Annotated in this window: 23 protein-coding genes and 6 tRNA genes; 15 read left to right on the top strand and 14 right to left on the bottom strand. The window is 42.5% G+C overall.

Translation table 11 applies throughout. The features are described from left to right. Positions 1-6: 6 nt before the first annotated feature. Both HKX39_RS07485 and tenA read left to right on the top strand, forming a co-directional pair. Positions 7-948: an ABC transporter substrate-binding protein gene (locus tag HKX39_RS07485; RefSeq protein WP_171680700.1), complete on the top strand. Its 942-nt coding sequence runs from the start codon at positions 7-9 to the stop codon at positions 946-948. Positions 949-980: 32 nt separating this feature from the next. After that, entirely contained in the window at positions 981-1,643 is a 663-nt protein-coding gene (tenA, locus tag HKX39_RS07480; RefSeq protein WP_171680699.1) for a thiaminase II, read from the top strand. Between the two features lie 101 nt (positions 1,644-1,744). On the opposite strand, the gene HKX39_RS07475 is transcribed toward tenA, so the two are convergent. After that, positions 1,745-1,903, bottom strand: coding sequence for a hypothetical protein (locus HKX39_RS07475; protein WP_171680698.1), 159 nt, complete (start codon positions 1,901-1,903; stop codon positions 1,745-1,747). A gap of 470 nt (positions 1,904-2,373) precedes the next feature. Between HKX39_RS07475 and HKX39_RS07470 the strand changes: the two genes are divergently transcribed. The 3 genes from HKX39_RS07470 to dnaQ all read left to right on the top strand — a co-directional run bounded on the left by HKX39_RS07470 (position 2,374) and on the right by dnaQ (position 5,841). Continuing rightward, a complete protein-coding gene (locus HKX39_RS07470; RefSeq protein WP_343043433.1) occupies positions 2,374-4,236 on the top strand; it encodes an LTA synthase family protein in 1,863 nt (620 codons plus the stop codon). Positions 4,237-4,330: 94 nt separating this feature from the next. Next, the gene (fabI, locus tag HKX39_RS07465) at positions 4,331-5,113 is read left to right on the top strand and encodes an enoyl-ACP reductase FabI (RefSeq protein WP_171680697.1); all 783 of its coding nucleotides are present in this window, start codon (positions 4,331-4,333) and stop codon (positions 5,111-5,113) included. Between the two features lie 2 nt (positions 5,114-5,115). Further along, positions 5,116-5,841 carry a DNA polymerase III subunit epsilon gene (gene dnaQ, locus HKX39_RS07460; protein WP_171680696.1) on the top strand — a complete coding sequence of 242 codons (726 nt, stop codon included), beginning with the start codon at positions 5,116-5,118 and terminating at the stop codon, positions 5,839-5,841. 428 nt (positions 5,842-6,269) lie between these two features. On the opposite strand, the gene HKX39_RS07455 is transcribed toward dnaQ, so the two are convergent. Then, positions 6,270-6,806 (bottom strand): GNAT family N-acetyltransferase, encoded by a 537-nt coding sequence (locus HKX39_RS07455; protein ID WP_246226105.1) that lies wholly within the window; start codon positions 6,804-6,806, stop codon positions 6,270-6,272. Positions 6,807-6,960: 154 nt separating this feature from the next. On the opposite strand from HKX39_RS07455, the gene HKX39_RS07450 reads away from it, so the two are divergent. From HKX39_RS07450 to HKX39_RS07440, 3 genes are all read left to right on the top strand, one after another. Next, positions 6,961-7,422, top strand: a complete 462-nt coding sequence (locus tag HKX39_RS07450) for a universal stress protein (RefSeq protein ID WP_171680694.1) — start codon at positions 6,961-6,963, stop codon at positions 7,420-7,422. Positions 7,423-7,614: 192 nt separating this feature from the next. Further along, positions 7,615-8,985, top strand: a complete 1,371-nt coding sequence (locus HKX39_RS07445; RefSeq protein WP_171680693.1) for an MFS transporter — start codon at positions 7,615-7,617, stop codon at positions 8,983-8,985. Between the two features lie 170 nt (positions 8,986-9,155). Continuing rightward, positions 9,156-10,787 (top strand): phosphoethanolamine transferase, encoded by a 1,632-nt coding sequence (locus tag HKX39_RS07440; RefSeq protein ID WP_171680692.1) that lies wholly within the window; start codon positions 9,156-9,158, stop codon positions 10,785-10,787. Positions 10,788-10,859: 72 nt separating this feature from the next. Here HKX39_RS07440 and HKX39_RS07435 read toward each other — a convergent pair whose 3' ends face one another. Both HKX39_RS07435 and bioB read right to left on the bottom strand, forming a co-directional pair. Beyond that, a complete protein-coding gene (locus tag HKX39_RS07435) occupies positions 10,860-11,708 on the bottom strand; it encodes an EamA family transporter (protein ID WP_171680691.1) in 849 nt (282 codons plus the stop codon). 61 nt (positions 11,709-11,769) lie between these two features. Further along, a complete protein-coding gene (gene bioB, locus HKX39_RS07430; protein WP_171680690.1) occupies positions 11,770-12,735 on the bottom strand; it encodes a biotin synthase BioB in 966 nt (321 codons plus the stop codon). A gap of 153 nt (positions 12,736-12,888) precedes the next feature. Between bioB and HKX39_RS07425 the strand changes: the two genes are divergently transcribed. Beyond that, positions 12,889-13,806 (top strand): YoaK family protein, encoded by a 918-nt coding sequence (locus HKX39_RS07425; protein ID WP_171680689.1) that lies wholly within the window; start codon positions 12,889-12,891, stop codon positions 13,804-13,806. A 258-nt stretch (positions 13,807-14,064) separates the two neighbouring features. Here HKX39_RS07425 and HKX39_RS07420 read toward each other — a convergent pair whose 3' ends face one another. Continuing rightward, positions 14,065-14,847: a transporter substrate-binding domain-containing protein gene (locus HKX39_RS07420; RefSeq protein ID WP_246226103.1), complete on the bottom strand. Its 783-nt coding sequence runs from the start codon at positions 14,845-14,847 to the stop codon at positions 14,065-14,067. Between the two features lie 129 nt (positions 14,848-14,976). Here HKX39_RS07420 and HKX39_RS07415 point away from each other — a divergent pair, with 129 nt between their 5' ends. From HKX39_RS07415 to HKX39_RS07400, 4 genes are read left to right on the top strand one after another with little or no spacing between them, the layout of a single operon-like run. Beyond that, positions 14,977-15,684: an ABC transporter permease gene (locus HKX39_RS07415; protein WP_171680688.1), complete on the top strand. Its 708-nt coding sequence runs from the start codon at positions 14,977-14,979 to the stop codon at positions 15,682-15,684. Next, positions 15,677-16,390, top strand: a complete 714-nt coding sequence (locus HKX39_RS07410) for an ABC transporter permease (RefSeq protein WP_171680687.1) — start codon at positions 15,677-15,679, stop codon at positions 16,388-16,390. Before HKX39_RS07415 ends, HKX39_RS07410 begins: the two co-directional genes overlap by 8 nt. Before the next feature lie 10 nt (positions 16,391-16,400). After that, the gene (locus HKX39_RS07405; protein WP_171680686.1) at positions 16,401-17,528 is read left to right on the top strand and encodes a succinylglutamate desuccinylase/aspartoacylase family protein; all 1,128 of its coding nucleotides are present in this window, start codon (positions 16,401-16,403) and stop codon (positions 17,526-17,528) included. A 25-nt stretch (positions 17,529-17,553) separates the two neighbouring features. After that, the gene (locus HKX39_RS07400; RefSeq protein WP_171680685.1) at positions 17,554-18,102 is read left to right on the top strand and encodes an NUDIX hydrolase; all 549 of its coding nucleotides are present in this window, start codon (positions 17,554-17,556) and stop codon (positions 18,100-18,102) included. Positions 18,103-18,174: 72 nt separating this feature from the next. Here HKX39_RS07400 and HKX39_RS07395 read toward each other — a convergent pair whose 3' ends face one another. Next, complete coding sequence (locus HKX39_RS07395) at positions 18,175-19,668, bottom strand: CoA-acylating methylmalonate-semialdehyde dehydrogenase (RefSeq protein ID WP_171680684.1); 1,494 nt, start codon at positions 19,666-19,668, stop codon at positions 18,175-18,177. A 44-nt stretch (positions 19,669-19,712) separates the two neighbouring features. After that, the gene (locus tag HKX39_RS07390; RefSeq protein WP_171680683.1) at positions 19,713-20,876 is read right to left on the bottom strand and encodes an iron-containing alcohol dehydrogenase; all 1,164 of its coding nucleotides are present in this window, start codon (positions 20,874-20,876) and stop codon (positions 19,713-19,715) included. Between the two features lie 121 nt (positions 20,877-20,997). Here HKX39_RS07390 and HKX39_RS07385 point away from each other — a divergent pair, with 121 nt between their 5' ends. Next, positions 20,998-21,771 carry an IclR family transcriptional regulator gene (locus HKX39_RS07385; protein WP_216605070.1) on the top strand — a complete coding sequence of 258 codons (774 nt, stop codon included), beginning with the start codon at positions 20,998-21,000 and terminating at the stop codon, positions 21,769-21,771. Between the two features lie 58 nt (positions 21,772-21,829). On the opposite strand, the gene HKX39_RS07380 is transcribed toward HKX39_RS07385, so the two are convergent. From HKX39_RS07380 to HKX39_RS07350, 7 genes are all read right to left on the bottom strand, one after another. Further along, a tRNA-Asp gene (locus HKX39_RS07380) sits at positions 21,830-21,906 on the bottom strand. A 34-nt stretch (positions 21,907-21,940) separates the two neighbouring features. Continuing rightward, positions 21,941-22,016: transfer RNA gene (locus HKX39_RS07375), tRNA-Glu, on the bottom strand. Between the two features lie 16 nt (positions 22,017-22,032). Beyond that, a tRNA-Asp gene (locus HKX39_RS07370) sits at positions 22,033-22,109 on the bottom strand. A gap of 38 nt (positions 22,110-22,147) precedes the next feature. After that, positions 22,148-22,223: transfer RNA gene (locus tag HKX39_RS07365), tRNA-Glu, on the bottom strand. 15 nt (positions 22,224-22,238) lie between these two features. After that, a tRNA-Asp gene (locus tag HKX39_RS07360) sits at positions 22,239-22,315 on the bottom strand. Between the two features lie 34 nt (positions 22,316-22,349). Continuing rightward, positions 22,350-22,425: transfer RNA gene (locus HKX39_RS07355), tRNA-Glu, on the bottom strand. Continuing rightward, entirely contained in the window at positions 22,403-22,804 is a 402-nt protein-coding gene (locus tag HKX39_RS07350; protein WP_171680682.1) for a helix-turn-helix domain-containing protein, read from the bottom strand. The genes HKX39_RS07355 and HKX39_RS07350 overlap by 23 nt, the downstream gene beginning before the upstream one ends. A 355-nt stretch (positions 22,805-23,159) precedes the next feature. Between HKX39_RS07350 and HKX39_RS07345 the strand changes: the two genes are divergently transcribed. Continuing rightward, positions 23,160-23,378 carry a WCX domain-containing protein gene (locus HKX39_RS07345; protein WP_484555881.1) on the top strand — a complete coding sequence of 73 codons (219 nt, stop codon included), beginning with the start codon at positions 23,160-23,162 and terminating at the stop codon, positions 23,376-23,378. The last annotated feature ends 22 nt before the right edge of the window (positions 23,379-23,400 follow it).

Here is a 23,400-nt window from a genome sequence, read left to right as displayed (position 1 = left end):
ATTGATATGTTAAAAAGAACATTACTAGCAGCAGCATTATTTGCCTCGAGCACGAGTGCTTTTGCTCAAGATAGTATTAAATTATTATTGGATTGGTTTGTTAATCCTGATCATGCCCCATTAATTGTGGCAGAACAAAAAGGCTTTTTTAAAGAGGCAGGGCTATCGGTGGAAATGTTAGAACCGGCAGACCCTTCTGCTCCTCCAAAGCTTGTCGCCGCAGGGCAGGCCGATATGGCGGTAACTTATCAACCACAGTTGCATATGCAAATTGATGAGGGCTTACCACTTTCTCGTATTGGAACGTTAGTGGATAATCCGCTCAATTCATTAGTGGTATTAGCAGAGAGTGATATTAAAGAGATTAAAGACTTAAAAGGTAAGAAAGTTGGCTTTTCTGTGGGTGGTTTTGAGGATGTGATTTTAGGCGCGATGTTGCAACATCATGGACTGAGTAGCAAAGATGTCGAAATGATTAATGTAAATTGGTCTTTATCGCCTTCTTTAATTGCTAAGAAAACGGATGCTGTTATTGGTGCTTTCCGTAACTTTGAATTAAACCAAATGGATATTGAAAAACATCCAGGACGTGCGTTCTTAGTAGAGGAGCATGGTGTACCAGTCTATGAAGAATTAATTCTCGTGATTAATAATAAGGATAGAGACCAGCAGGACAAATGGAAACGCTTTAACCAAGCCCTTAATAAAGCAGTTGCTTATATTCAAGCCGAACCAGAGGCTTCATGGCAAGCATTTGTGAGCTACAAACCTAAGGAATTAGATACAGAGCTTAATCGCCGAGCATGGAAAGATACTTTGCCTTATTTAGCCAAGGATGCTGCAAAATTAGATGTATCCCGTTATGAAAATTTTGCTAAATTTATGTTGGAAAAAGGGCTGATTAAAAAAGCTCCTGCGCTTGAAACCTACGCCATTGAGCCAAAATAAAACGGTGTTGTATCACGAAAAAGGATAAGCGCATGACATTTTTTCAACAGTTAAAAGACGCAGCTCGAGAGGAATGGGCAGCGTATACGCAGCATGATTTCGTACGAGGTTTAGGCGATGGTTCTTTGGCCAAAGAGAGCTTTCAGCATTATTTAAAACAAGACTATTTGTTTTTATTGCAGTTTACGCGTGCATGGGGCTTGGCCGTTTATAAAAGTGGTTCTTTCCAAGAAATGCGTTATGCTCAAGCGGGTGTAAATGCGATGTTGGATACGGAAATCCAATTGCATATCGATTATTGCAAGGAATGGGGGATTTCTGAGGAGCAATTACTCAAAGAACCAGAGGCAAGTGCTTGTGTGGCTTATACACGCTATGTTTTGGATTGCGGTTTTAGTGGTTCATTGCTAGATTTGCATGTGGCTTTGATGCCTTGCTTGGTAGGTTATGCTGAGTCTGTAGATTGGTTGCTGACCCAGCCTAGTACGACGTTAGAGAATAATCCTTATCGCCCTTGGATTGAGATGTACTCCAGTCCTGAGTATAAAGAGGTGGTTGAGTTAGCAAAGTGTCAATTAGAGTATCTAGCTAAAGATACCACTCCCGCTCAGCAAGCGCGCTTAATGGATATCTTTAGGACAGCGACACGCATGGAAGTGGCTTTTTGGGAAATGGGATTGCATCGCTTAATGTGATGCCGTAATGCGTCGTGTAGTATGCTGAATATCAAAATGGCTGAGTGGGTTAACTGCTCAGCCATTTTTGCTATATGCTTAAGTGAAGAAAAGTTGCTGTATTAGCGAAGACTTTCTTTGAGCATTGACATAGGTAACACTTTAGGTAAAAGAGCTAAAGCGGCCTTTGATGGTTTGCGAGTTTTCTCTTGTTTTGTAGTTTCAAGAGTCGATTGTGTGTTGAATTCAAATTCATCACGTAAACGATTTAATAGTTTCATATAAGTTTCCTTTTTAGAAATAATTATTGGAAAAAGCTAATCCCCTGCTGTTAAAACACAGCATTTATCCATAACGATAATAGTAGATTAACGTAGTTATGTTTCAGGAATATGAACAAAAGCAAGCGTTGCTTAAGGAAATATTATCTTGTAAGAGGACTTAAGCGTTTTGTCGTGAGATTATTGTGCTGCGCTTACACATCCTGAAAGTGACTTTCTCTTTTTTAAGGTTGTGCATGACTACACAGGAGAGTTTGTCTCAATAATAAAAATTTTTCGAGAAAATGTTACCACTATAACACAAGAAGAATAAATAGGCAAAGTTAATAAAGGTAAATGAAGAAGATAAGCCATTGTCTTTTCGAGTAAAATACGTTCATCTTTTATTTTTGCAGGCAAAATGAAAGTCTTTGCCTGCCTTTGATTTTATGTACGTTCAGATATTTACTTTTTTTATTGCTGCATTATGCGTGTTTAACTTGTCTCGTTTAGGATTGGTGCTGTGGCAGTGGCAACGTGTTAGACAGCACAGAATCTTACCTTTATGGATAGGTGGTTTGCGTATTGACTTGGCGACCATTGGTAAGCTGATTGCACCGTCGTTACTATTTGCTCCTTGGTTTGATGCGAATGAAACAGCCCAAATGATTAATGCAATATGGCTTTGTATCGCAAGCCTATTCATTCTGATTCCTGAAGTTTCAAGCGCGCAATTCATTATGGAGTATGATACGCGACCTAACCGCCTTTTTGTGGATTACTTAAAGCATCCTCAAGAGGTAATGGGAATGCTTTGGAAGGGATTTAAAGCCATCTTAATCATAGGGTCACTTGCTGTAGTGCTTTTGATGTGGGGGGCATTTTATCTGTTTAAAGGTCCTGTGGTTGCCTTGGGAAGTGATGTCATTTGGTGGCAGATTGTACAGTTTTTTGTGGGTGTCGCGCTTACCGTTTTGATGATTCGAGGGACATTACAGCATCGCCCGATTAATCCCTCTACGGTGGCATATTGTGGGGATAGTATGCTAAATACTTTGCCCTTGAACTCGCTTTATAGCGTTTACTATGCGGTGTATAGTATTAAAAATGAGCGTTCCGCTAAAGATGCCTATGAAAATATGCCTGAGGAGCAGGTGTATGCGCTAGTCAATGAGGCAGCAGGTATTGTTCAGGTAGTTGATAATGCGCTAAACATCCCTTCATTTCATCAACAAGTAGCCAGTAAATCATCCACTAAGTCAAAGAATATTGTTTTAATCGTACAAGAAAGTTTAGGAGCACAATATATTGGTGGTTTAGGTGGACAGAATTTAAGCCCCAATTTTGATCGTTTAATGCAAGAAGGCTGGGCGTTTAAAAAATGTTATGCGACAGGTACACGCTCTGTGCGTGGTCTGGAGGCAGTCAGTAGCGGTTTTGCTCCGACGCTTTCGGATGCCGTTGTACGATTAACAAAGTCGCAATCACGATTTTTTACCTTGGCACAATTATTAAATCAGCGAGGTTATCGCTCCAGCTTTATTTATGGAGGAGAGTCGCATTTTGATAATATGCGGTCTTATTTCTTAGGTAATGGTTTTAATGAGCTGTATGATCGGGAGAGCTTTACGAATCCAGTGTTTGAGGGAACGTGGGGAGTATCTGATGAGGATATGTTTGCCAAATTACATGAGGTATTAATGGATGATTTGGAAACGCCGAAATTAAGCTTAGCGTTTACCGTGACTAACCACACCCCATGGGAGTACCCTAGCGGTCGGATTACGCCAGTAGGTGAGCCAGCGAGTGTCGAAAATTCTGTACGTTATGTGGATTGGTGTATAGGTCAATTTTTTGAGAAAGCCAAAAAGTCCCCTTATTGGGATAATACCTTATTCTTAATTGTGGCGGACCACGACTCTCGTGTATGGGGGCAGACCTTAGTTCCGCTTAAGCATTTCCATATCCCTGCTTTGATTTTAGGTGGAGGTGTCGAACCTAACATGGATGAGCGTATTATTAGCCAATTAGATTTGCCTGTGACACTTCTTTCACTGGCGGGAGTGAGTGCAAATCATCCTATGATTGGTCATGATTTAACCAAGGCAGGTACTGGTGGTCGCGCCATGATGCAATACAACGATAATTATGGTTATTTGCAAGGTGATGTGTTGACTGTATTACAGCCTAAACTACCTGCGACGCAAATGCGCTATACGGCACCAGAAAGTTATGAGCCGATTCCAGCAGATGAGCATTTACAGCGATTAGCACGTGCTCATGCCATTTGGCCGACCTTGATGTATGAAAAGGGGCTGTATACATTGCCTGAGCTACATATAAAGAAAGGATAATCGTAGGCAAATATGCTAAGATAGGCAGATTAAACATTGTTTGATGATTATGCCAGATGATAGGGGTATTCATCATTTTTACAGGATAGGAAAAATGGGTTTTCTAGCGAATAAAAAGATTTTAATTACGGGTTTGATTTCTGATCGTTCTATCGCTTACGGTATTGCTAAAGCGTGTCGTGCACAAGGAGCAGAGTTGGCGTTTACTTACGTGGGTGAGCGTTTCCAAGAGCGTGTTAGCGAGTTTGCTAAAGAGTTTGGTAGCAATATCGTGATTCCTTGTGATGTAGGCTCTGATGAAGAAATCGAAAATGCGGTGGCGAGCTTATCTCAGCACTGGGATCGTTTAGATGGTTTAGTTCACTCAATTGGTTTTGCGCCGCGTGAGGCGATTGCGGGTGATTTCCTTGAAGGGATTTCTCGTGAGGCTTTCCGTATCGCACACGATATTTCAGCGTATAGTTTCCCAGCTTTAGCTAAGGCAGCATTACCTTTATTAGAAAAAGCACAAGGCTCACTTTTAACTTTGTCGTATCTAGGCGCAGAAAAAGCGATTGCTAACTACAATACCATGGGCTTGGCTAAAGCCTCTTTAGAAGCAAGCGTGCGTTATGTGGCAAGTAGTGTGGGCGCAAAAGGTATCCGTGCTAATGGTATTTCAGCGGGCCCTATCAAAACATTAGCAGCATCAGGTATCAAAGGCTTTTCAACGATTCTCGATGCGGTAGAGCAAAATGCGCCATTACGTCGCAATGTAACGATTGAGGATGTGGGTAATGCCGCTGCTTTCTTATTATCCGACTTAGCATCAGGTATTACCGGTGAAATCATTCACGTTGATAGTGGCTTCTCAACCGTTGTTCCCGGTATGGCATAAGCATGATACGTCAAGTTGTTTTAGATACGGAGACTACCGGTATTGAAATCTCTGAAGGTAACCGATTGATTGAAATCGGTTGCGTGGAGATGATTAATCGTGAGTTGACAGGCAACAATCTTCATATTTACTTCAATCCGGGAAGAGAGAGTGAAGAGGGGGCTTTACGTGTCCATGGCTTGACGACAGAGTTCTTATCGCAATTTAATCGATTTGATGATGAGGTTCAGCGCATAATTGATTATTTAACGGGCGCTGAACTTATCATCCACAATGCCAAGTTCGATATTGGCTTTTTAAATCACGAATTGGCACTCGCAAAACGTCCTCCATTAGAAACCTTTATCGGTGGCGTGATTGATACCTTAGAGTTGGCAAAACAGATGTTCCCCGGCAAGAAGAACAATCTGGATGCGCTCTGTGCAAGATTTGAAATCTCCAATAAACATCGTGTACTACATGGAGCATTACTGGACTCTGAATTATTAGCGGATGTCTATATCGCGATGACGCGAGGTCAGTTTGGTCTGGGTTTGGATGTGGAGGAAGAGGAGGTCTCTGCACAAATTGAAGTTAAGAAATTAGATGCTACCGTTTTAGCGGCGCTGCCCATTATCCGAGCGACTGCAGAAGAATTAGAGGCACATGATAAGTACGTTGCGGTCTTAGAGAAAGCCTCTGGGGGTGAGACGTTTTGGCGTGCGCTTCCTACCACAGAGGGTAATTAGGTTTATTTGAGACAGTTGCTAGCTGCTGGTAGTCCTCACGGAGAGAACTTGATGTACCGAGCGAGTTTGCAAACGGCGAGCGATAGCGACGCACTTTGCTGTCCGAGCGAATACACAATGTTCTGTAGTGAGGACGATACAAAGTGAACTGTCTGCAATGTGGACATATTATGTCCGTACCTATTACTACAAAAGGTTCGCTGCACGTTTCGCGCAGTCGCTGATTATTTATTACCAGCACTACTGCACATGAGCCAATCTGCCTACAGGTTTTTGTCAGTCGCTCAAACAGTGCCTCACTTCGTTCGTCAAACTCGCTTTGTGATCAAAAACCTCTCCGGCAGACTGGGGCTTGGTTAACAGTGCTAGCTAGTGTAGTCCTCTCGGATAGAGCTTGATGCACCGAGTGAGTTTGTAAACATAGTGACTTAACCCTCAGGTAAGGTGCTATTACCACCATTAATTTGCTTATACATCAGTACCGTATCAATCCAGCGACCGAATTTAAAGCCAGTACCGGGTTCTGTTCCTACTAAGGTAAAACCATGTTTTTTGTGCAAGTGAATTGACGCGGAGTTATCCCCTGTAGTCACTGCAATAATTAAACGCCATGGCCCATTTTCTGCCAAGCGAATAAGCTCTTTTAAGAGGGCATCACCAATGCCTTTTCCTGCGTAGTCTTTATCGACATAGATAGAGTTTTCTGTCGTAAAACGATAAGCACGACGAGTGCGGTATACGCCTAGATAGGCATAACCACAAACCTTACCCTCATATTCTGCGACGATGTAAGGATAGCCATTATTCGTAATTTGGTGAAAACGTCTTTCCATTTCTTCTACACTAGGAGCATCCTCTTCAAAGGTTGCGGTACCATGTAATACATGATGCGCATAGATGGCTTGAATAGTAGGAATATCTGCTAGGGTAGTCAAACGTAAACGAATCGTTGGTGAAGTCGTCATAAGCATTTTGCGTTAAATCAGAAGATAGTTAAAAAGAATGTTTTACCTAGTCATAAGGACTTAAAAAAGGGATAAATTTCGCTTACAATAGGTGTAGGAACTTGCTTATTATAGCGAGCATCATATTGATTCGTTTCTTTCAAGGAGCCTATAAATGTATAAAAAAATTCTTTTACCTGTTGACGGTTCAGAAACTTCTGCTTTGGCAGCGAATGCAGGTATTACATTTGCTCGACAAGTAGGTGCAGAGATTGTGGCTATTAATATTACGCAGCCTTTCTCAACATTGATTGGTTTTGATGGTATGGCAGCTTCTTATGCTATTTCAGATGGTGACTATGAAGAGGCGGCTCAGAAAGAGGCTCAAGAATATTTAAAACCTGTTTTGGAGCGTGCGAATGCCGCTGGTGTTAAAGTGACCTCGGTGATTGCTTCTAACTATAATGTTGCTGACGGTATTGTAGATGCAGCTAAGGAGCATGGTTGTGATTTAATTTACATTGCAACACATGGTCGCAGTGGTTTATCACGCTTATTATTAGGTAGTGTCACGACAAAAGTTATTTCTTTAGCTCCAGTTTCAGTCTTGGTTTATCGTATGCCAGCGACAGCTTAATAAGAAGAGTATTCTTATGTAATAGCGTCTTAAGTGGTGCAGCGGTGACTGCATTTACGAGGGATTTTGTATAGAGCGGTGAGGTTGTTCTTCATCGCTTTTTTATTTGATATTCATCCGTCATCAGTAGACAAACAAGTCCTCCTTTATTTATCATTGGGGATATGCTTTTTTTATTGCTACGCACTTGCCATGATTAAGATACTCTCTGCTTTTGGGTCTTTATATTTTGCCATTTTATTATTGTCTTTAGGGACAGGTCTTTATAATACCTATATGTCTTTACGGTTGACACAAGATGGCATTTCTCAAGCATGGGTGGGTTTATTAATTTCTGCTTATTATTTTGGCTTAGTAATTGGGGTGCGCATAGGGCATAAACTCATTGGACGCTTTGGTCATATTCGTGCGTATGTGGCAAGTGCGGCGATTGTGACGGTGATGGTGTTAGCGCAAAGTTTAGTACCTGTTAAGGAAGTGTGGCTCGTTTTTCGTGTGGTGGTTGGGGTCGCGATGGTCACGCAATATATGGTGCTGGAAAGCTGGCTAAATGACCAATCAGAAACTAATAATCGTGGCGTGGTTTTCTCGTTTTATATGGTGATGAGTAGTTTGGGTGTTGTGCTAGGACAAATGGCAATTCGTGCATTTCCAGACTTAGATGTTTCGGTGCTTAATGCGGTCGCTATCTCGACAGGCTTATGCTTGATTCCTATCGCATTAACACGCCGAGTGAGTCCTGTTCTACAGGATCAAGCGCCATTAAATGTACGAGTTTATTTGAAAATGGTGCCTACACCAATGATTGTGTTGCTATTAGGTGGAGCGATTACAAGTGCCTTTTATAGTCTGGCCGCTGTTTATGGTACTAAAAATGGGTTAGATGCTAAACAAGTGTCGGTGTTTCTCTCTGTATGCGTTTTAATGGGCTTATTAGCACAATGGCCTATGGGCTATTTAAGTGATCGTTATAACCGCTTACGTATGCTGCGAGTATGCTCTTTAGGTTTGGCCGCGGCGGCGTTACCATTGGTGTTTTTTAGCGAGCCGAGTTATTTCTTTCTGTTGTTTATTATTGGCTGTATGGGGTGTTTACAGTTTACGTTCTACCCCTTGTCAGTCGCATTGGCAAATGAGCATGTCTCACCAGCCTTGCGAGTCGGGCTAAGTGGTGTATTGCTACTGGCATTTAGTGTAGGGGCGACCTTAGGTCCGATTATCGCAGGGACTTTAATGGATAACGGCGGTGTCGATATGTATATTATTTATGTGATTGCCTGTGCATTGATAATGGCAGCGGTGGTGATGAAATCGCATGCCAATTATAGACCCAATATTGAAAACGCACAGTTTGTGCCGATGGGGGTCGATGTCTCGCCAGCCCCTGTCGTCCATGAGTTAGACCCTCGTGTGGATATCAGTCAAGATATCTCAGCTAACGAAGAGGCGATGGAGCAGGTAAAAGACTTGGTACTTAATACCGATGACCCTGTCAGTCCTATCGTCCCTAATCTTTTGGTGGATGAGGATGATTTCGAATGGAAAGGTAAACCTAAAACATAACGTTTTCTGTGATAGTGCAACCATGTCTAGACTAAGCTTAAGATTGCCTTAAGCTTACTATGGTCTAATTAAAAGAGTTATCAATAATAAAAGTAATTTATTGATATTAAAAAACTATTTTTTGATTTCTTTAAATTAAAAATAACACTCTTTTATATCAGGCATCGGTAATGCGTCTTTCTCTTCCTCAGTGGAAAATGTCTTCCACAAAACTTATTCTGTTAGTCTCTTTATATTTTACGGTTGCGTTAAATATCGCATTCTTCCGTAAAGTATTGGAATTGCAGCCGTTTGGCGGTACTTCAATGGACTATTTTTTATATACCCTTCCATTGGTGTATTTCTGTGCGATTAATATTATTTTAACCGTACTGTCTCTGCCTTTTGTGCATAAGGTCATTGTGCCTTTGTTGATTGTGATTAGTGCGGCGATTAGTTATAACTCATTGTTCTTTAATGTCTACTTTGATGTAGATATGTTGACCAATGTATTAGAGACGGATGCGGCAGAGAGTTTTCGTTTACTGACGGTTCCTTATCTTTGTTGGGTTTTCTTTTTAGGGATTGTGCCAGCCGTTTTGTATTGCTTGGTGAAAATTGAGTATAAAACATGGTGGAAAGAGCTATTGTACAGAGTAGGTGCCATTTTAGTGTTTGCCTTAGCTATTCTGGGTGTGGCACGTTTCTTTTATCAAGACTATGCTTCGTTCTTCCGGAACAATAAGAGTTTGCACTATTTGATTACGCCCTCTAATTTTGTTGAGTCTGCCATTAAGAAAGTGCGCCACTATTATCGTGATAATACGCCTTATATGGAGCAAGGCTTGGATGCGAAACTATCAAAATCTGATAGTAAGCGTAATGTGACCGTGATTGTATTGGGTGAGACGACACGTGCACAAAACTGGGGCTTAAATGGTTATGCACGCCAAACAACACCGAAACTTGCCGCACGTGGTGATGAGATTATTAATTTTAAAGATGTAAATAGCTGTGGTACAGCGACAGCTACGTCGGTACCCTGTATTTTCTCCACATTGACTAGAAGTGAGTTTAAAGGAACAAAAGCCGCCAAACAAGATAATTTATTGGATATGCTACAACGTGCGGGGGTAGAGATTTTATGGCTAAACAATAATAGTAGTTGTAAAGGCGTTTGCCAAAATACACCAAACATTAATGTCATGTTACTAGACTTGCCCGAGTTTTGCCGTAATGATGTATGTTTAGATAATGCCCTATTAGGTGAATTAGATAAGGCATTAGAGAAACCTAGCGATAAAGACTTATTGGTTGTTTTGCATACAATGGGCAGCCATGGCCCCACCTATTTTGAGCGCTATACGGATAAGGAAAAGGTCTTTACGCCAACGTGTGATACGAACGAAATTAATCGTTGCTCTAATGAGCAGCTAAGCAATACGTATGACAATACTATTGTGTATGCTGACCAGTTGATAGATCAAGTGATTACACGCATGGAAAAACATCCAGAGTGGAAGTCGGCGGTGGCCTATCTTGCTGATCATGGTGAGTCTTTGGGCGAAGATGGTATTTATCTTCACGGTACCCCTTATGCCATTGCACCTGAGTATCAGACAAAAGTGCCTATGGTATTTTGGTTCTCACCAACTTGGAAAGAAAACAAACCCTACGATATGACATGCTTGCGCAATAATGCAGCCAGCAAGACTTATTCGCATGATAACTTCTTCCATTCTATGGTGGCGGTAAGTGATTTGGATTTAGGTTTATCTGTGTATAACAAAGATTTGGATATTTTAAGTGAATGTAAGAAGTAAGTAAGGCGGTTATCAGTAAAGGCGGCTATCTATGACAGGTAGCCGCCTTTTTAATGTATAAGTGCTGATGAATTAACGCATTGCCCAGAAATAGAGTAAGTAAACTGCCGCAATGGCTAAGATGATACCGAGTGCATTGATACGGGAAATTTTTTCTTTGAAGATTAATGCACCTACTAGTGTGCCCAAACTGATAACACCAATATTCATGGTGGTAAAGACTAGTGTAGGATTATCTTTAAAGACCTGATGGGCACGGATATAAAAGAGGATATTGCCGAAATTAAAAAGACCAAGAATAAGGCCAGCCACAATCGACTGAAGATTAAAACGAGTACGAGTGAGTAACAGATAGGCAAACATTAAAATACCGGCTAAGGTAAATGTAATGGTCAGCCCAGTAGGGAAAGCTGTACCTGTTTTTGCCATTTGCTTAAAGAGAATATCAATCACCCCATAGCCTATCCAGACAAGGAATAAGAAAATGGCGGCATATTGATTTTTTTCTTTGTCATGGATGGGCTTATGTAATAAGCAAAATAGCGCAACAAATGCCACGGCTAAGCTGATAAGTCTAGGGGTCGAGATTGCCTCAGCAAAAATGGTAAATGAGGCGAGGATAGGAATAAAGAGAGATAAGCGCTGAGCCGCGTCAGAGCGGACAATACCCGCTGTTTCTACGGCACGAGACATCGCCACAAAGATGGTAGGTAATAAAACCCCTAGTGCTAGAAATAAGAGCCAAGGTTGATTGTCGGCTTGTGACGGTAAGGCAGGATTTAGGATAAACCAAGTGAGCGTGACGGCGGTCACATAGTTAAAAGCGATGGCTTGTTTAATATCCACCTGATTTCGACGTGCAATTTTAAGTAAAACTGACACGATAACACTACATAGTACGCTGAAAATAAGATAGTTCATGGTGATGTGATAAATAAAAAAGTCAGGTTTTAGATAAACCTGACGTTAGACATTTAGTCAATTAGAGATTAGGTATTAAGTCTAAACGAGACATAAGGTTTTTGTCTGCTTCTACACGAGGATTGGCGGTGGTTAATAGTTCTTCTCCATAGAAGATAGAATTCGCACCAGCCAAGAAACAAAGTGCTTGCGTGCCATCAGACATTTGCTCACGTCCTGCCGATAGACGAACATTGGACTTAGGCATAATAATGCGAGCTACCGCAATAGTACGGATAAATTCGAATTCGTCTAAATCTTCGGTTTCTGCAAGTGGTGTGCCAGCAACTTTAACGAGTTGATTAATCGGTACGGATTCAGGAGGAGGATTTAAATTGGCAAGCTGACTCAGTAAGCCTGCGCGTTGTGCACGAGATTCGCCTAAGCCAACAATGCCTCCACAGCAGACTTTAATGCCAGCATTGCGGACTCGTTCTAAGGTATCAAGACGATCTTGGTAGGTCCGCGTCGTAATAATTTCACCGTAAAACTCGGGTGAAGTATCAAGGTTATGGTTGTAATAGTCTAAACCCGCTTCTTTTAGTTTTTCTGCTTGCCCTTCTTTAAGCATGCCGAGGGTAACACAAGTTTCTAAGCCCATCGCTTTCACTTGGCGAATCATTTCCATGACGTCTTCTAGCTGGTGTTCTTTGGGGCCTCGCCAAGCAGCGCCCATGCAAAAACGCGAGGCACCATTGTCTTTGGCGGCTTGAGCCGATTTGACAACCTCTTGAATGGCAAGTAGACGCTCACGCTCTACATCCGTGTTGTAGCGTGCCGATTGAGGGCAATATTTACAGTCCTCAGGACAGCCCCCTGTTTTAATGGAGAGCAAGCTAGAAAGTTGTACCTTATGAGGATGATGATGCTCACGATGAACTTGTTGAGCTTGATATAATAAATCCATAAAAGGTAATTCAAAAAGTGCCTGCACTTGTTTGGTTGTCCATTTTTCTTGTTTTGTTCTTGACACAGCAATGGTATCCATAGTCTCCTAAGCCTCTTATCATGACATCATAAATAATGCTCATAGTAAATAAAGGCAAGTGGCTAAGCAATTTTAATTTTGTTTTGTCAAGGTGTATATTTATTGAGAAATAACAGAAATTAACCGAAGTTTTTGATATTTGAGAAAATCGTTATGTTGCTAAACTATTCTCGACGTTTGACGGGTAAGGTAAGAACGCGATCTGCCAATGCAGAGTTGGCGTGTTTTTTATCTTTTGTGGCGGGGGCGATTAATGCCGGCGGTTTCTTGGCTGTCCAACAATACACCTCGCATATGTCCGGTATTGTTTCGCATATGTCAGATATGGTGGCATTGGGTGACGTGAGTACTTTATTATGGGGATTTGGTGCGTTACTGGCCTTTATTGCAGGCTCAGCGAGTACATCGGTGATTATTAACTTTGCACGCCATCGTTATTTGCAGAGTGAGTATGCTTTGCCTATTTTGATTGAGGCTGGCGCATTGATGTTTTTTGGTTTGTTGGACGGTATTAAATGGGATTTTGATTGGCTCTGGACATCGCTGACGGTGGCCACTTTATGCTATATCATGGGTCTACAAAACGCCATTATCACAGATATTTCACAATATGCTTTACGCTCAACACATATTACGGGAACCGTTACAGATATTGGTATTGAACTAGGCAAGGCCTTTTATTGGAATAGGGCCAGTCGTCAGGATCCTAGTATTCAACCGGTTCAATCAAATAAGAAGAAATTTAAGTTATTACTGGAAGTGTTGGTATTGTTTTTTATCGGTGGGGTAATAGGTGCGTATGGATTTAAAACTTTTGGTTTTGTTTTTACGTGTGCCGTGGCGAGTATCCTAGTGTATCTAGCGGCAGGTCCCATTATTGATGATATAAAATCGCTATGGGCAGTGTTTAATGAACCACCCGTTATTTTGAAGCAATCTGAGGATAGTAATCAAGTGCCAACTACAGCAGAGATGGCTGAGGCAGAGGAATTAGCCGAGGTTCAGGAGCAGCAAGAAGAGGTTAATGAACGCGGATTGAGTGATGACGAGGTTGCTAGACCAGGGATATGATGTGACTAGCCTAGCATGGCTAGGCTAGGTGAGGGTCATATTATGGATAGGAGCGTAAATTAAAATCGTGGTTAGCAAGTAGTCTTTATGGACTTTGCCATGGATGTTATTAAAACAAAACAAGCTTAAGGCTATCTTAAGTAAAGTTTAAGGAAATCTTAAGAGAAAAGCCGTATCACTAGTAGAGCGATACGGCCTTTTAGAGAATGGCTGCTCGTAGATAGCTTGAGCAGCAATAACCTAAGATATATGAGTTAATTAGTTATATACGTCGTACTTGAAATATTGTTTAGCAATCTTGTCGTATGTACCGTCAGCACGGATTTCATCAAAGGCACGGTTTAAGTCTTCAAGAAGTTTTGTGTCTTCTTTACGAACAGCAAAACCTGTACCTAGACCGAAAATCTCACGGTCTGCAGACGATGGTAATGGTGTGCCGATAATCGCAAAGCCTTTACCACTTGGGCTAGCTAAGAATTCGTCTGCTACACCGTTATCTGCAAATACGGCTTGTACGCGACCTGTTACTAAGTCTTTAATGGCATCTTCAAAAGTTTTGTAGCGTTTGATGTTTGCATCTTTGAAGTATTTTGTCGCATATTTGTCTTGAATAGTACCTTGTTGGATACCTAAATCTAGACCCTTTGTACCCTCAGGAGTCGTGTCTGCTTTAAGACCTTCTTTACCAATTAATGGATTTGGTGTTGTCCATAGTTTTTGAGTGAAGGCTACCGCTTTTTTACGCTCTTCTGTGATGCTCATAGAAGAAGCAATCACGTCAAATTTCTTAGCGCGTAGGGCAGGGATAATGCCGTCCCATGCTTGGTTTTGGAAAGTACATTTTGCTTGTAGCTTTTCGCACATTGCTTTAGCTAGGTCGATATCAAAGCCAACGATATCGCCATTAGGCGCAGTGTATTCAAATGGAGGATATGTGGCATCGCTACCAAAACGAATTACACGTTCTTGCGCACTAGCTGATGCGCCAACCGCTAGCATAGCAAACATCGCAGCGCTTAAGATAGATTTCTTCAATAACATAAGAAAGTTCCTTTGTAAGATTGAAAATAAAAAATGAATGAATTTACTATAACGGTTTTCCTTAAAAAATACTATCAGAAAATTATTCTTGAGTTAAAATTCATACGGTTTATTTTGCAAAGACGCCCAATGTTTGATTTTTCTGTTTTGTCTCAATATTTGCCAAGGATATTGAGCGGTGCTGTACTGACGATAGAAATCGCCGTACTTTCCTTGGTTCTCTCTGTACTCGTTGGCTTAGTAGGTGCTGTCATGCGCTTATCTAAGAGTGCGGTGTTGTCAGGGTTGGCGACTGCATACTCTACGGTTGTACGAGGAGTGCCTGACCTTATTTGGATGTTGATGGTCTATTACAGTGCGCAGATTGGTTTGAATGCATTAACTGAGGCGATGGGCATTGGTTCATTTGAAATTAGTCCATTCTTTGCGGGTGTATTTACATTAAGCTTTATTTTTGGGGCATATTTTACGGAAACTTTCCGTGGTGCTATTTTAGCTGTACCTTATGGTCAGATTGAGGCCGGTTATGCCTATGGGTTTAGTGCATTTGCCGTATTGCGCCGTATTACGTTCCCATTGATGATGCGTTACGCACTTCCGGGGGTGCGTAATAACTGGTTGGTATTGACCAAAGCAACTGCCTTGGTTTCTATCATTGGTCTCGATGATATGACACGTATCGCACATCAAGCAGGAAGTTCTACGCATATGCCGTTCTTATTTAATATGGTGTCAGCGTTATTGTTCTTAGCCATTACTTTTATTTCTTTGCGTGTATTTGCTTGGTTAGAGAAACACTATCAACGAGGGGTAAAGCAGGAGGAAAGTTATGAGTGAGAGTTTAGCGCTTTTCTATCAAGCGTTACTTGACTGTATTGCGGCGCTTCCCATTACCATTTTCTTAACGGTGGTGTCGGTGCTCTGTGGCTTGTTGCTTGCGGTGCCTTTTGCTGTGATTGCTCAAAAGAAGAAAACCCTTGCAGCTAAAGTGGTTAACGGATTTGTGTATTTCTTTACGGGTACACCGTTATTAATCCAGTTGTATATTTTTTATTTTGGTATTCCTAGTCTGAGTTTTGTGAGTGAATTAATGCAACAGCCAGGCTTTGAGTTTTTGAAGGGTAGTTATATTTATGTCTTAGCGGCCCTCACGCTCAATACGGCCGCTTATTCAACAGTCATTTTCTCTGGGGCGATTCGTAATACCGATCGAGGAGAGATTGAGGCTGCTTATGCTTATGGTATGAGTAAGGCGCAGGCCATGCGACGCGTGATTTTACCGTCTAGCTTACGTCGTGCTTTACCAGCCTATAGTAATGAAGTCATTATGACTATGCATGCAACAGCGTTGGCATCAACGGTAACTATTGTAGAAATTACGGGGGCAGCGAGTTTTTTTAATAGCACTTATTATGAGCCGTTTATTGCGTATGCAGCGGCAGCGGTTCTGTATTTGGTGCTAAATACTGTTTTAGTTTTTGCATTTAGACAGGTTGAAAAACGTTATTTAGCCCATTTAAAAAGTCGGTTAAGCTCAACATAGAGGTGGATATATGCGTACAGAATTAATTCCTATTGAATGGATGACACCGGGTATGCAGGCTCATAATACGGCCTTGCATTTTGGTGATGAGAATTTGCCTAAGGTATATATTCAAGCCAGCCTGCACGCAGATGAAATGCCGGGTTCTCTCGCAGCATATCATTTGCATAAAGCGTTATTAAAGCTAGAGCAAGAGGGTAGACTAAAAGCACATATCGTCTTAGTGCCTTTGTGTAATCCTTTAGGCTTGGCACAGTCTATTGACTATATGCATATCGGTCGCTTTCATTTGCCGACGGGGCAGAATTTTAATCGACTCTATACGGTGCCAATTAAAGATATTTTACTTGCGGATTTAGAAAAAAATCCATTGGCATTTACCTCGGACGCAAAGGAAAATGTCCGTCTTATTCGTGAGCGTTTGGGCAATTTGCTGGCAAATATACAACCAAGTACAAATGTGCATTCAATGCATCTTAATTTATTGCGCTTATGTAGTGATGCGGATATCGTGTTGGACCTGCATTGTGATAACTTTTCTGTGTTGCATATGTATACGACACCGACAGGGTGGGAGGTGTTATCACCTTTGGCGGCTTATCTAGGTTCTGAGTGCCAGATTCTATCGGCAGATTCCAATGCGAGCTCTTTTGATGAGGTGTATTCAACGCTTTGGTCTGCTGTGCAGGCACGTTACCCAGAGGCGGCGATAGATAAACATGCTTTTGTGAGTGCAACCGTAGAATTCCGTGGCGAATATGATTTGACGCATGAAAATGGTCAAAAAGACGCTGAAGGTATTTTGCAGTTCTTGGGGAGTCGAGGTTATATTGATTTACCAAAGCAAGAGCCCGTTCCTGCTTTAGTCAATGAAGCCCATCCTTTAGAGGGCTTGTACTATGTACCTGCTCCGATGACGGGTATCGTGGTTTATAAGGTGAAGCAAGGAGAATGGGTATCGGCAGGACAAGATCTTGCGGATGTCGTCAATCCTATTACGCTGGAGTCCATCACGGTAAAAAGTGAGCATTATGGTTTTGTATTTGCGCTAAGTGGCGCAAGGGTCGCTGTGGGTGAGCGTAAATTAGCCAGTATTTCTTGCCCATTTGATGTCGGCAATGGTGGCTTATCGCCTTAATCATTGAAGGCTGAGTGGATAAAGCATGAAAGATGAATTAGCACTACGCGAACAACTTTTGTCGTCTACGCGAGTTTTTGATGGGCAGTTAATTCAGGTGTCGGTGGATACTGTTCAATTACCCAATGGCAAAACAGGGCGACGTGAGGTGGTTCGCCATCCCGGTGCGGTGGCTGTTTTGGCGATTAATGCTGAGAATAAGGTTATATTGGTTGAGCAATTTCGTCATGCGGGCGGTGAGATTTTATTAGAAGTACCTGCTGGCAAATTGGATATTAGTGGTGAGCCGCCAGAACAATGTGCCTTTCGGGAGTTAGCCGAAGAAACACCTTATACGGCGCAGAAAATGACGCTGCTATATACCTTTTATACCGCAGCAGGATTCTGTGATGAGCTGTTGTATCTATATCGTGCAGACGGACTTCAGAAAAATAGCCAAGCACAACTGGATGAAGATGAATTTGTACGGCACGTGTATTTATCCAAAGAGGAAGCGTATATCGCTTTGAGAGAAGGGCGTATTCGAGACTCTAAGACAATTATTGCTCTTCAGTATTGGTTATTAAGTAGCTAAGAGCTTTTTTATTGAAGTATGAAAGATAAAAGTCCTCTGCAGTTTTTGCAGAGGACTTTTTTCGTATCCTACTTATAGCGTAGGCATCGAGAATTGAGCACCCTCACGAACGGTAGAGCTCGGCCAGCGCTGGGTGATGGTTTTACGGCGAGTGAAGAAGCGAACACCGTCTGGACCATACATAAATAAATCACCAAATAATGAGCGTTTCCAGCCGCCGAAGCTTTGATAGGCCACAGGCACAGGGAGAGGAATATTCACCCCGACCATACCCACCTTAATATTGTCAGTAAAGTAGCGAGCCGCTTCACCGTCACGGGTATAGATACACGTACCGTTGCCATATTCGTGCTCATTGATGAGCTGCATCGCTTCGTCCATAGTTTTGACACGGATGACTTGTAGTACTGGTCCAAAAATTTCCGCTTTATAGCTCGTCATGTCTTTTGTGACGCCATCAATTAAGGTTGCGCCAACGAAAAATCCGTTTTCATAGCCCGCGGGTGCTGCCGTTGAGCCGTCGACAAGGACTTTAGCACCTTGTTCTGCCGCACTACGAATATGTCCTACGACTTTTGCTTTATGTTCAGCCGTGATAACAGGGCCAAAGTCATTGTTTTTGTCTGAATGTACGCCGACTTTGAGTTTCCCCATCGCTTGTTGGAGAGCCGCAATCATTTTATCGGCAATTTCATCACCGACAGCCACGGCAACGGATAGTGCCATACAACGTTCACCAGAAGAGCCAAATGCGGCACCTAATAATGAGTTAACGACATTGTCTAAATCGGCATCAGGCATCACAATTGCGTGGTTTTTAGCACCTCCTAGCGCCTGACAACGTTTGCCATTGGCAGCCGCTGTTTTATAGATATATTCGGCAATAGGTGTTGAGCCTACAAAACTTACCGCCTCAATATCCTTATGTTCAAGAATAGCGTCTACAGTTTCTTTACCGCCATTCACAACGTTTAATACGCCGTCGGGTAGACCCGCTTCTTTGAGTAATTGGGCAATAAAGAGGGTTGAGCTTGGGTCGCGTTCTGAGGGTTTTAATACAAAGGTGTTGCCGCATACGATAGCCATCGGGAACATCCATAATGGCACCATGACAGGGAAGTTAAATGGTGTGATACCCGCTACCACACCTAATGGGTGGAATTCACTCCACGAGTCAATATCTGGACCGACATTGCGGCTATGCTCGCCTTTGAGTAATTCTGGAGCACCACAAGCGTACTCGACATTTTCAATGCCACGCTGTAATTCACCGGCGGCATCATGCACGATTTTGCCATGCTCTTCACCAATTAAACGACAAATTTCATCCGCATTTTTTTCTAATAGCTCTTTAAATTTAAACATAATGCGAGCGCGTTTGAGTGGTGGGGTTTTTCGCCATTCAGGGAAGGCGGCTTTTGCTGCAGCTACCGCTTCATCAATGGTCTTTGCATTGCCTAGCAAGACCTCTTTGCTGACTTGTCCTGTAGAAGGGTTATAAACAGGTTGAGAACGGTCGCCAGCGGTAATCACTTGACCGTTAATAAAGTGTCCAATTTTGTTCATCTACTATTTTCCTTGTTGCTATTTGTTATAAAGGTTTTGCTGCTCTATGCATTCCATAGAGAACGATAGATAGTGAGCATTTCTTCTTTCGTCGGAATGCGAGGGTTGTTATTAGGGGAGCCAGAGGCAAAGGCTTGATCACACATCGTTTCTACGATGCTATCAAAATAGGTTTTATCTACGCCAAATTCTGCAAGAGTTGGTACTTTAAGCTCGGTATTCAGTGCTTTTAAGAAAGTGAGCAATTTTTCATTGGCTTGTGCATCGTTATCGTTGGAATCGGCGATACCTAGCGCACGGGCACAATCGGCATAACGTGCGGGTGCTGCAGGAATAGAAAATTCCGTAACAGCAGGTAATAACATCGCATTAGACAGACCATGAGGAACGTGGAAGAATGCACCGATAGGGCGGCTCATGCCGTGTACGAGAGCAACTGAGGCGTTGTTAAAAGCAATGCCTGCGAGTGTAGAGCCCAGCATCATGGCTTCTCGGGCTTGTTCGTTTTTGCCGTCGTGGTATGCTTTTTGTAAGTTAGGGCCAATGAGACGTAAGGCAGCAAGTGCCTGTTGCTCACTATAAGGATTTTGTTTTTGACTGACATAAGCTTCTATGGCATGTGTCATTGCATCAATACCTGTATCAGCTGTTGTACGGGCAGGTACGCTGAGGGTTAAGGTATAGTCGATAATCGCGGCCACTGGTAAAAAGCCTAAACCGACACAGAGTAATTTCTCATTTTGCGTTTCATCTGTGATAATAGTGAATTTTGTTGCTTCTGAGCCTGTGCCTGCTGTGGTTGGGATGGCAATAATAGGAAGACCAGATTCATTGGTTTGGCGAGGGAATTTATAGTCGCGAATAGTGCCACCAAATTTACCTAGAATGGAAATAGCTTTTGCGCTATCAATGGGACTGCCACCACCTAAGGCAATGATAGAGTCATAACCACCGCGACGTACTTTTTCGACACCAGATAAAATAGAGGATTCCGTAGGTTCAGGAATGGTGTCATCATGCACATCAGCACTGATACCTTCCGCTAGGAGAATATCTTGGATTTGTTTGATATAGCCAAGTTGGACCATCATTTTATCGGTGATAATGAGTGGCTTTGCCACGCCCAGTGCGTTTAACATCTGAGGAAGTTTTTGGCAGGCATTCTTACCAATTTCAATCAGTCTCGGTAAGGTAATGGTAAACGACATAAATTTCTCCATAAATTGTTTATAATGATACAAATCGTATCGTTATATGATTTTTTAATTATAATGAAAATAATAAAAAAAGCAAATGATGGTAGACACTAAGCGTCAATAAGAAAGTGAGATGATGATGGACAGAAAGAAAGGCTCTAGTATTGAGCGAGTATTGCAAATTGTTGAAGAGGTGGCAAAGGCGGAAAGACCGCTTAGTGCGGGTGATTTATCCGAAATTTTGGATATTCCTAAGCCTAGCATACACCGCTTAGTGCAGCAGTTGCAGGATACCGGTTTTTTGCGACTTGATTTGCAAGGAAGGGTTGTCTGTGGTGAGCGCACGCATAAATTAGTTTTTCATGTTTGGAAAAATGGTGTTTATAAATCTGAGCGACAAGCGATACTGCAAAAGCTCTCTCAGCAGATAGGAGAGACGGTAGGTATTTCTATTTTGGATAATTTATCGGTTGTTTATATTGATCGCGTTTTATCTAATTGGCCATTGCAGATTAATTTACCGGAGGGGATGAATATTCCTATCTGGGCAAGTGCGAGTGGTAAGTTGTTATTAGGCCAAATGAGTGGAGGTGTATTGCAGCGGGTAGTGGATAATTTGAATCTTTATGCCTTGACTAAAAATACCGTCACTGATAAGGCTTTATTAATTGATACGGTAAGACAGGTGAAAAAACAAGGTTTTGCTGTTGATGATGAGGAGTTTATTCCGGGAATGGTGGCTTGTGCTGTGCCTATCTTAAACCCTGAGGGTGGTGAAGTGTTTGCCGCTTTATTTACACATGCCCCTTCTGTGCGAAAATCATTGGCAGAATTACAGCACTATATCCCTGCGATGCAGGAGGCTGCTCAAGAATTATCGGAAGTTTTTCAAAGACTGAGTGAATAAGAGAGGTGTGGATAAAGCAAAAAGCCTTATAGCAAAAACTATAAGGCTTTCTAATATGTGGCGGAGCGGACGGGGCTCGAACCCGCGACCCCCGGCGTGACAGGCCGGTATTCTAACCAACTGAACTACCGCTCCGCGCGGTAACTTTTAATCTGCCACTCAGTGGTAGTGGCGTCCCCTAGGGGATTCGAACCCCTGTACCCACCGTGAAAGGGTGGTGTCCTAGGCCTCTAGACGAAGGGGACTTGGACTAACAAATGGTGGCGGAGCGGACGGGGCTCGAACCCGCGACCCCCGGCGTGACAGGCCGGTATTCTAACCAACTGAACTACCGCTCCGCGCGATAAACTTTTACAGAACCACTCTGGTTAATAAGTGGCGTCCCCTAGGGGATTCGAACCCCTGTACCCACCGTGAAAGGGTGGTGTCCTAGGCCTCTAGACGAAGGGGACAGGACTAACAAATGGTGGCGGAGCGGACGGGGCTCGAACCCGCGACCCCCGGCGTGACAGGCCGGTATTCTAACCAACTGAACTACCGCTCCGCGCGGTAACTTTTAATCTGCCACTCAGTGGTAGTGGCGTCCCCTAGGGGATTCGAACCCCTGTACCCACCGTGAAAGGGTGGTGTCCTAGGCCTCTAGACGAAGGGGACAGGACTGTGTCAAGAACGTAACTATAACATAGTTTTTATAAAAAGCAAATAATTTTTTGGTGGAGGTAAGCGGGATTGAACCGCTGACCTCTTGCTCGCTTAATTCTCGTAATAACACCTCCATTTCTCGCGCTTGGTCGCGGATTAGCGTACGGCCTGTTTGCAACAAATCCGTTGTTTCACAATCAAAAATTTCTGCCAATTCAAATAACCGCTCTACCGATAAACCAATATTGCCGCGCTCCAAACGCGACACAGCATCAAGGCTTAAATTCAAACGTTCCGCTAATTGGGTTTGCGTTAAACCTACTGCTTTGCGCTGTTGCGCAATCGCATTGCCTATGCTTTGGTTGATAGGAGATTTCACACTATTTGCCATAAAAATCAAAAGGGCAAATATGCGACATTCATCACCACAAAAGAACGGTCTAATTTTCTATTAAAAGAATAAAATTCTGAAATTTTGAGCAAAAAAGTAGTACAATCTTCACAAAAAATAACACAGCCAAAAAAAATAACACAGCCAATGATGCTTGCGACACAACCGTGCAGACAGCCTAACTATAATCGCTTCATCTTTTCAAACCCACTCCAACGGAGTTCATTATGAGTCTCAATTGTTTCCCTTGTTAGACACGCGCGATAATCAAGCTTTTGCTTTGGAATTGATCACTTAGGCAGCTATCAAGGAAAACGACAGCATTTCACACGGCAATCAATTAAGCGAAGTGATTGTGCAAGTTTCCGCTCAAGCCGCACCGTATTTTTTACGCCGTAATTTGTTGCCCAATCAAGAAACCGTGCGTCGTTTAGACGATGGCGGTTTACTGCTGGCGTGTAAGAATATTCACGAAAATGAAATTGTACCGATTGTGCAGTATTGGATTACAATGGCAAAAATTGTTTCACCGATTGAATTGCAGCAGAAGCTGCGGGATTATTTAGCCAATTGATACAAAGGAAAGGAAAAGATAA

It is taken from the genome of Pelistega suis (assembly GCF_013133795.1).
GTDB lineage: Bacteria > Pseudomonadota > Gammaproteobacteria > Burkholderiales > Burkholderiaceae_B > Taylorella > Taylorella suis.
This window is presented reverse-complemented; position numbering and strand designations above follow the sequence as displayed.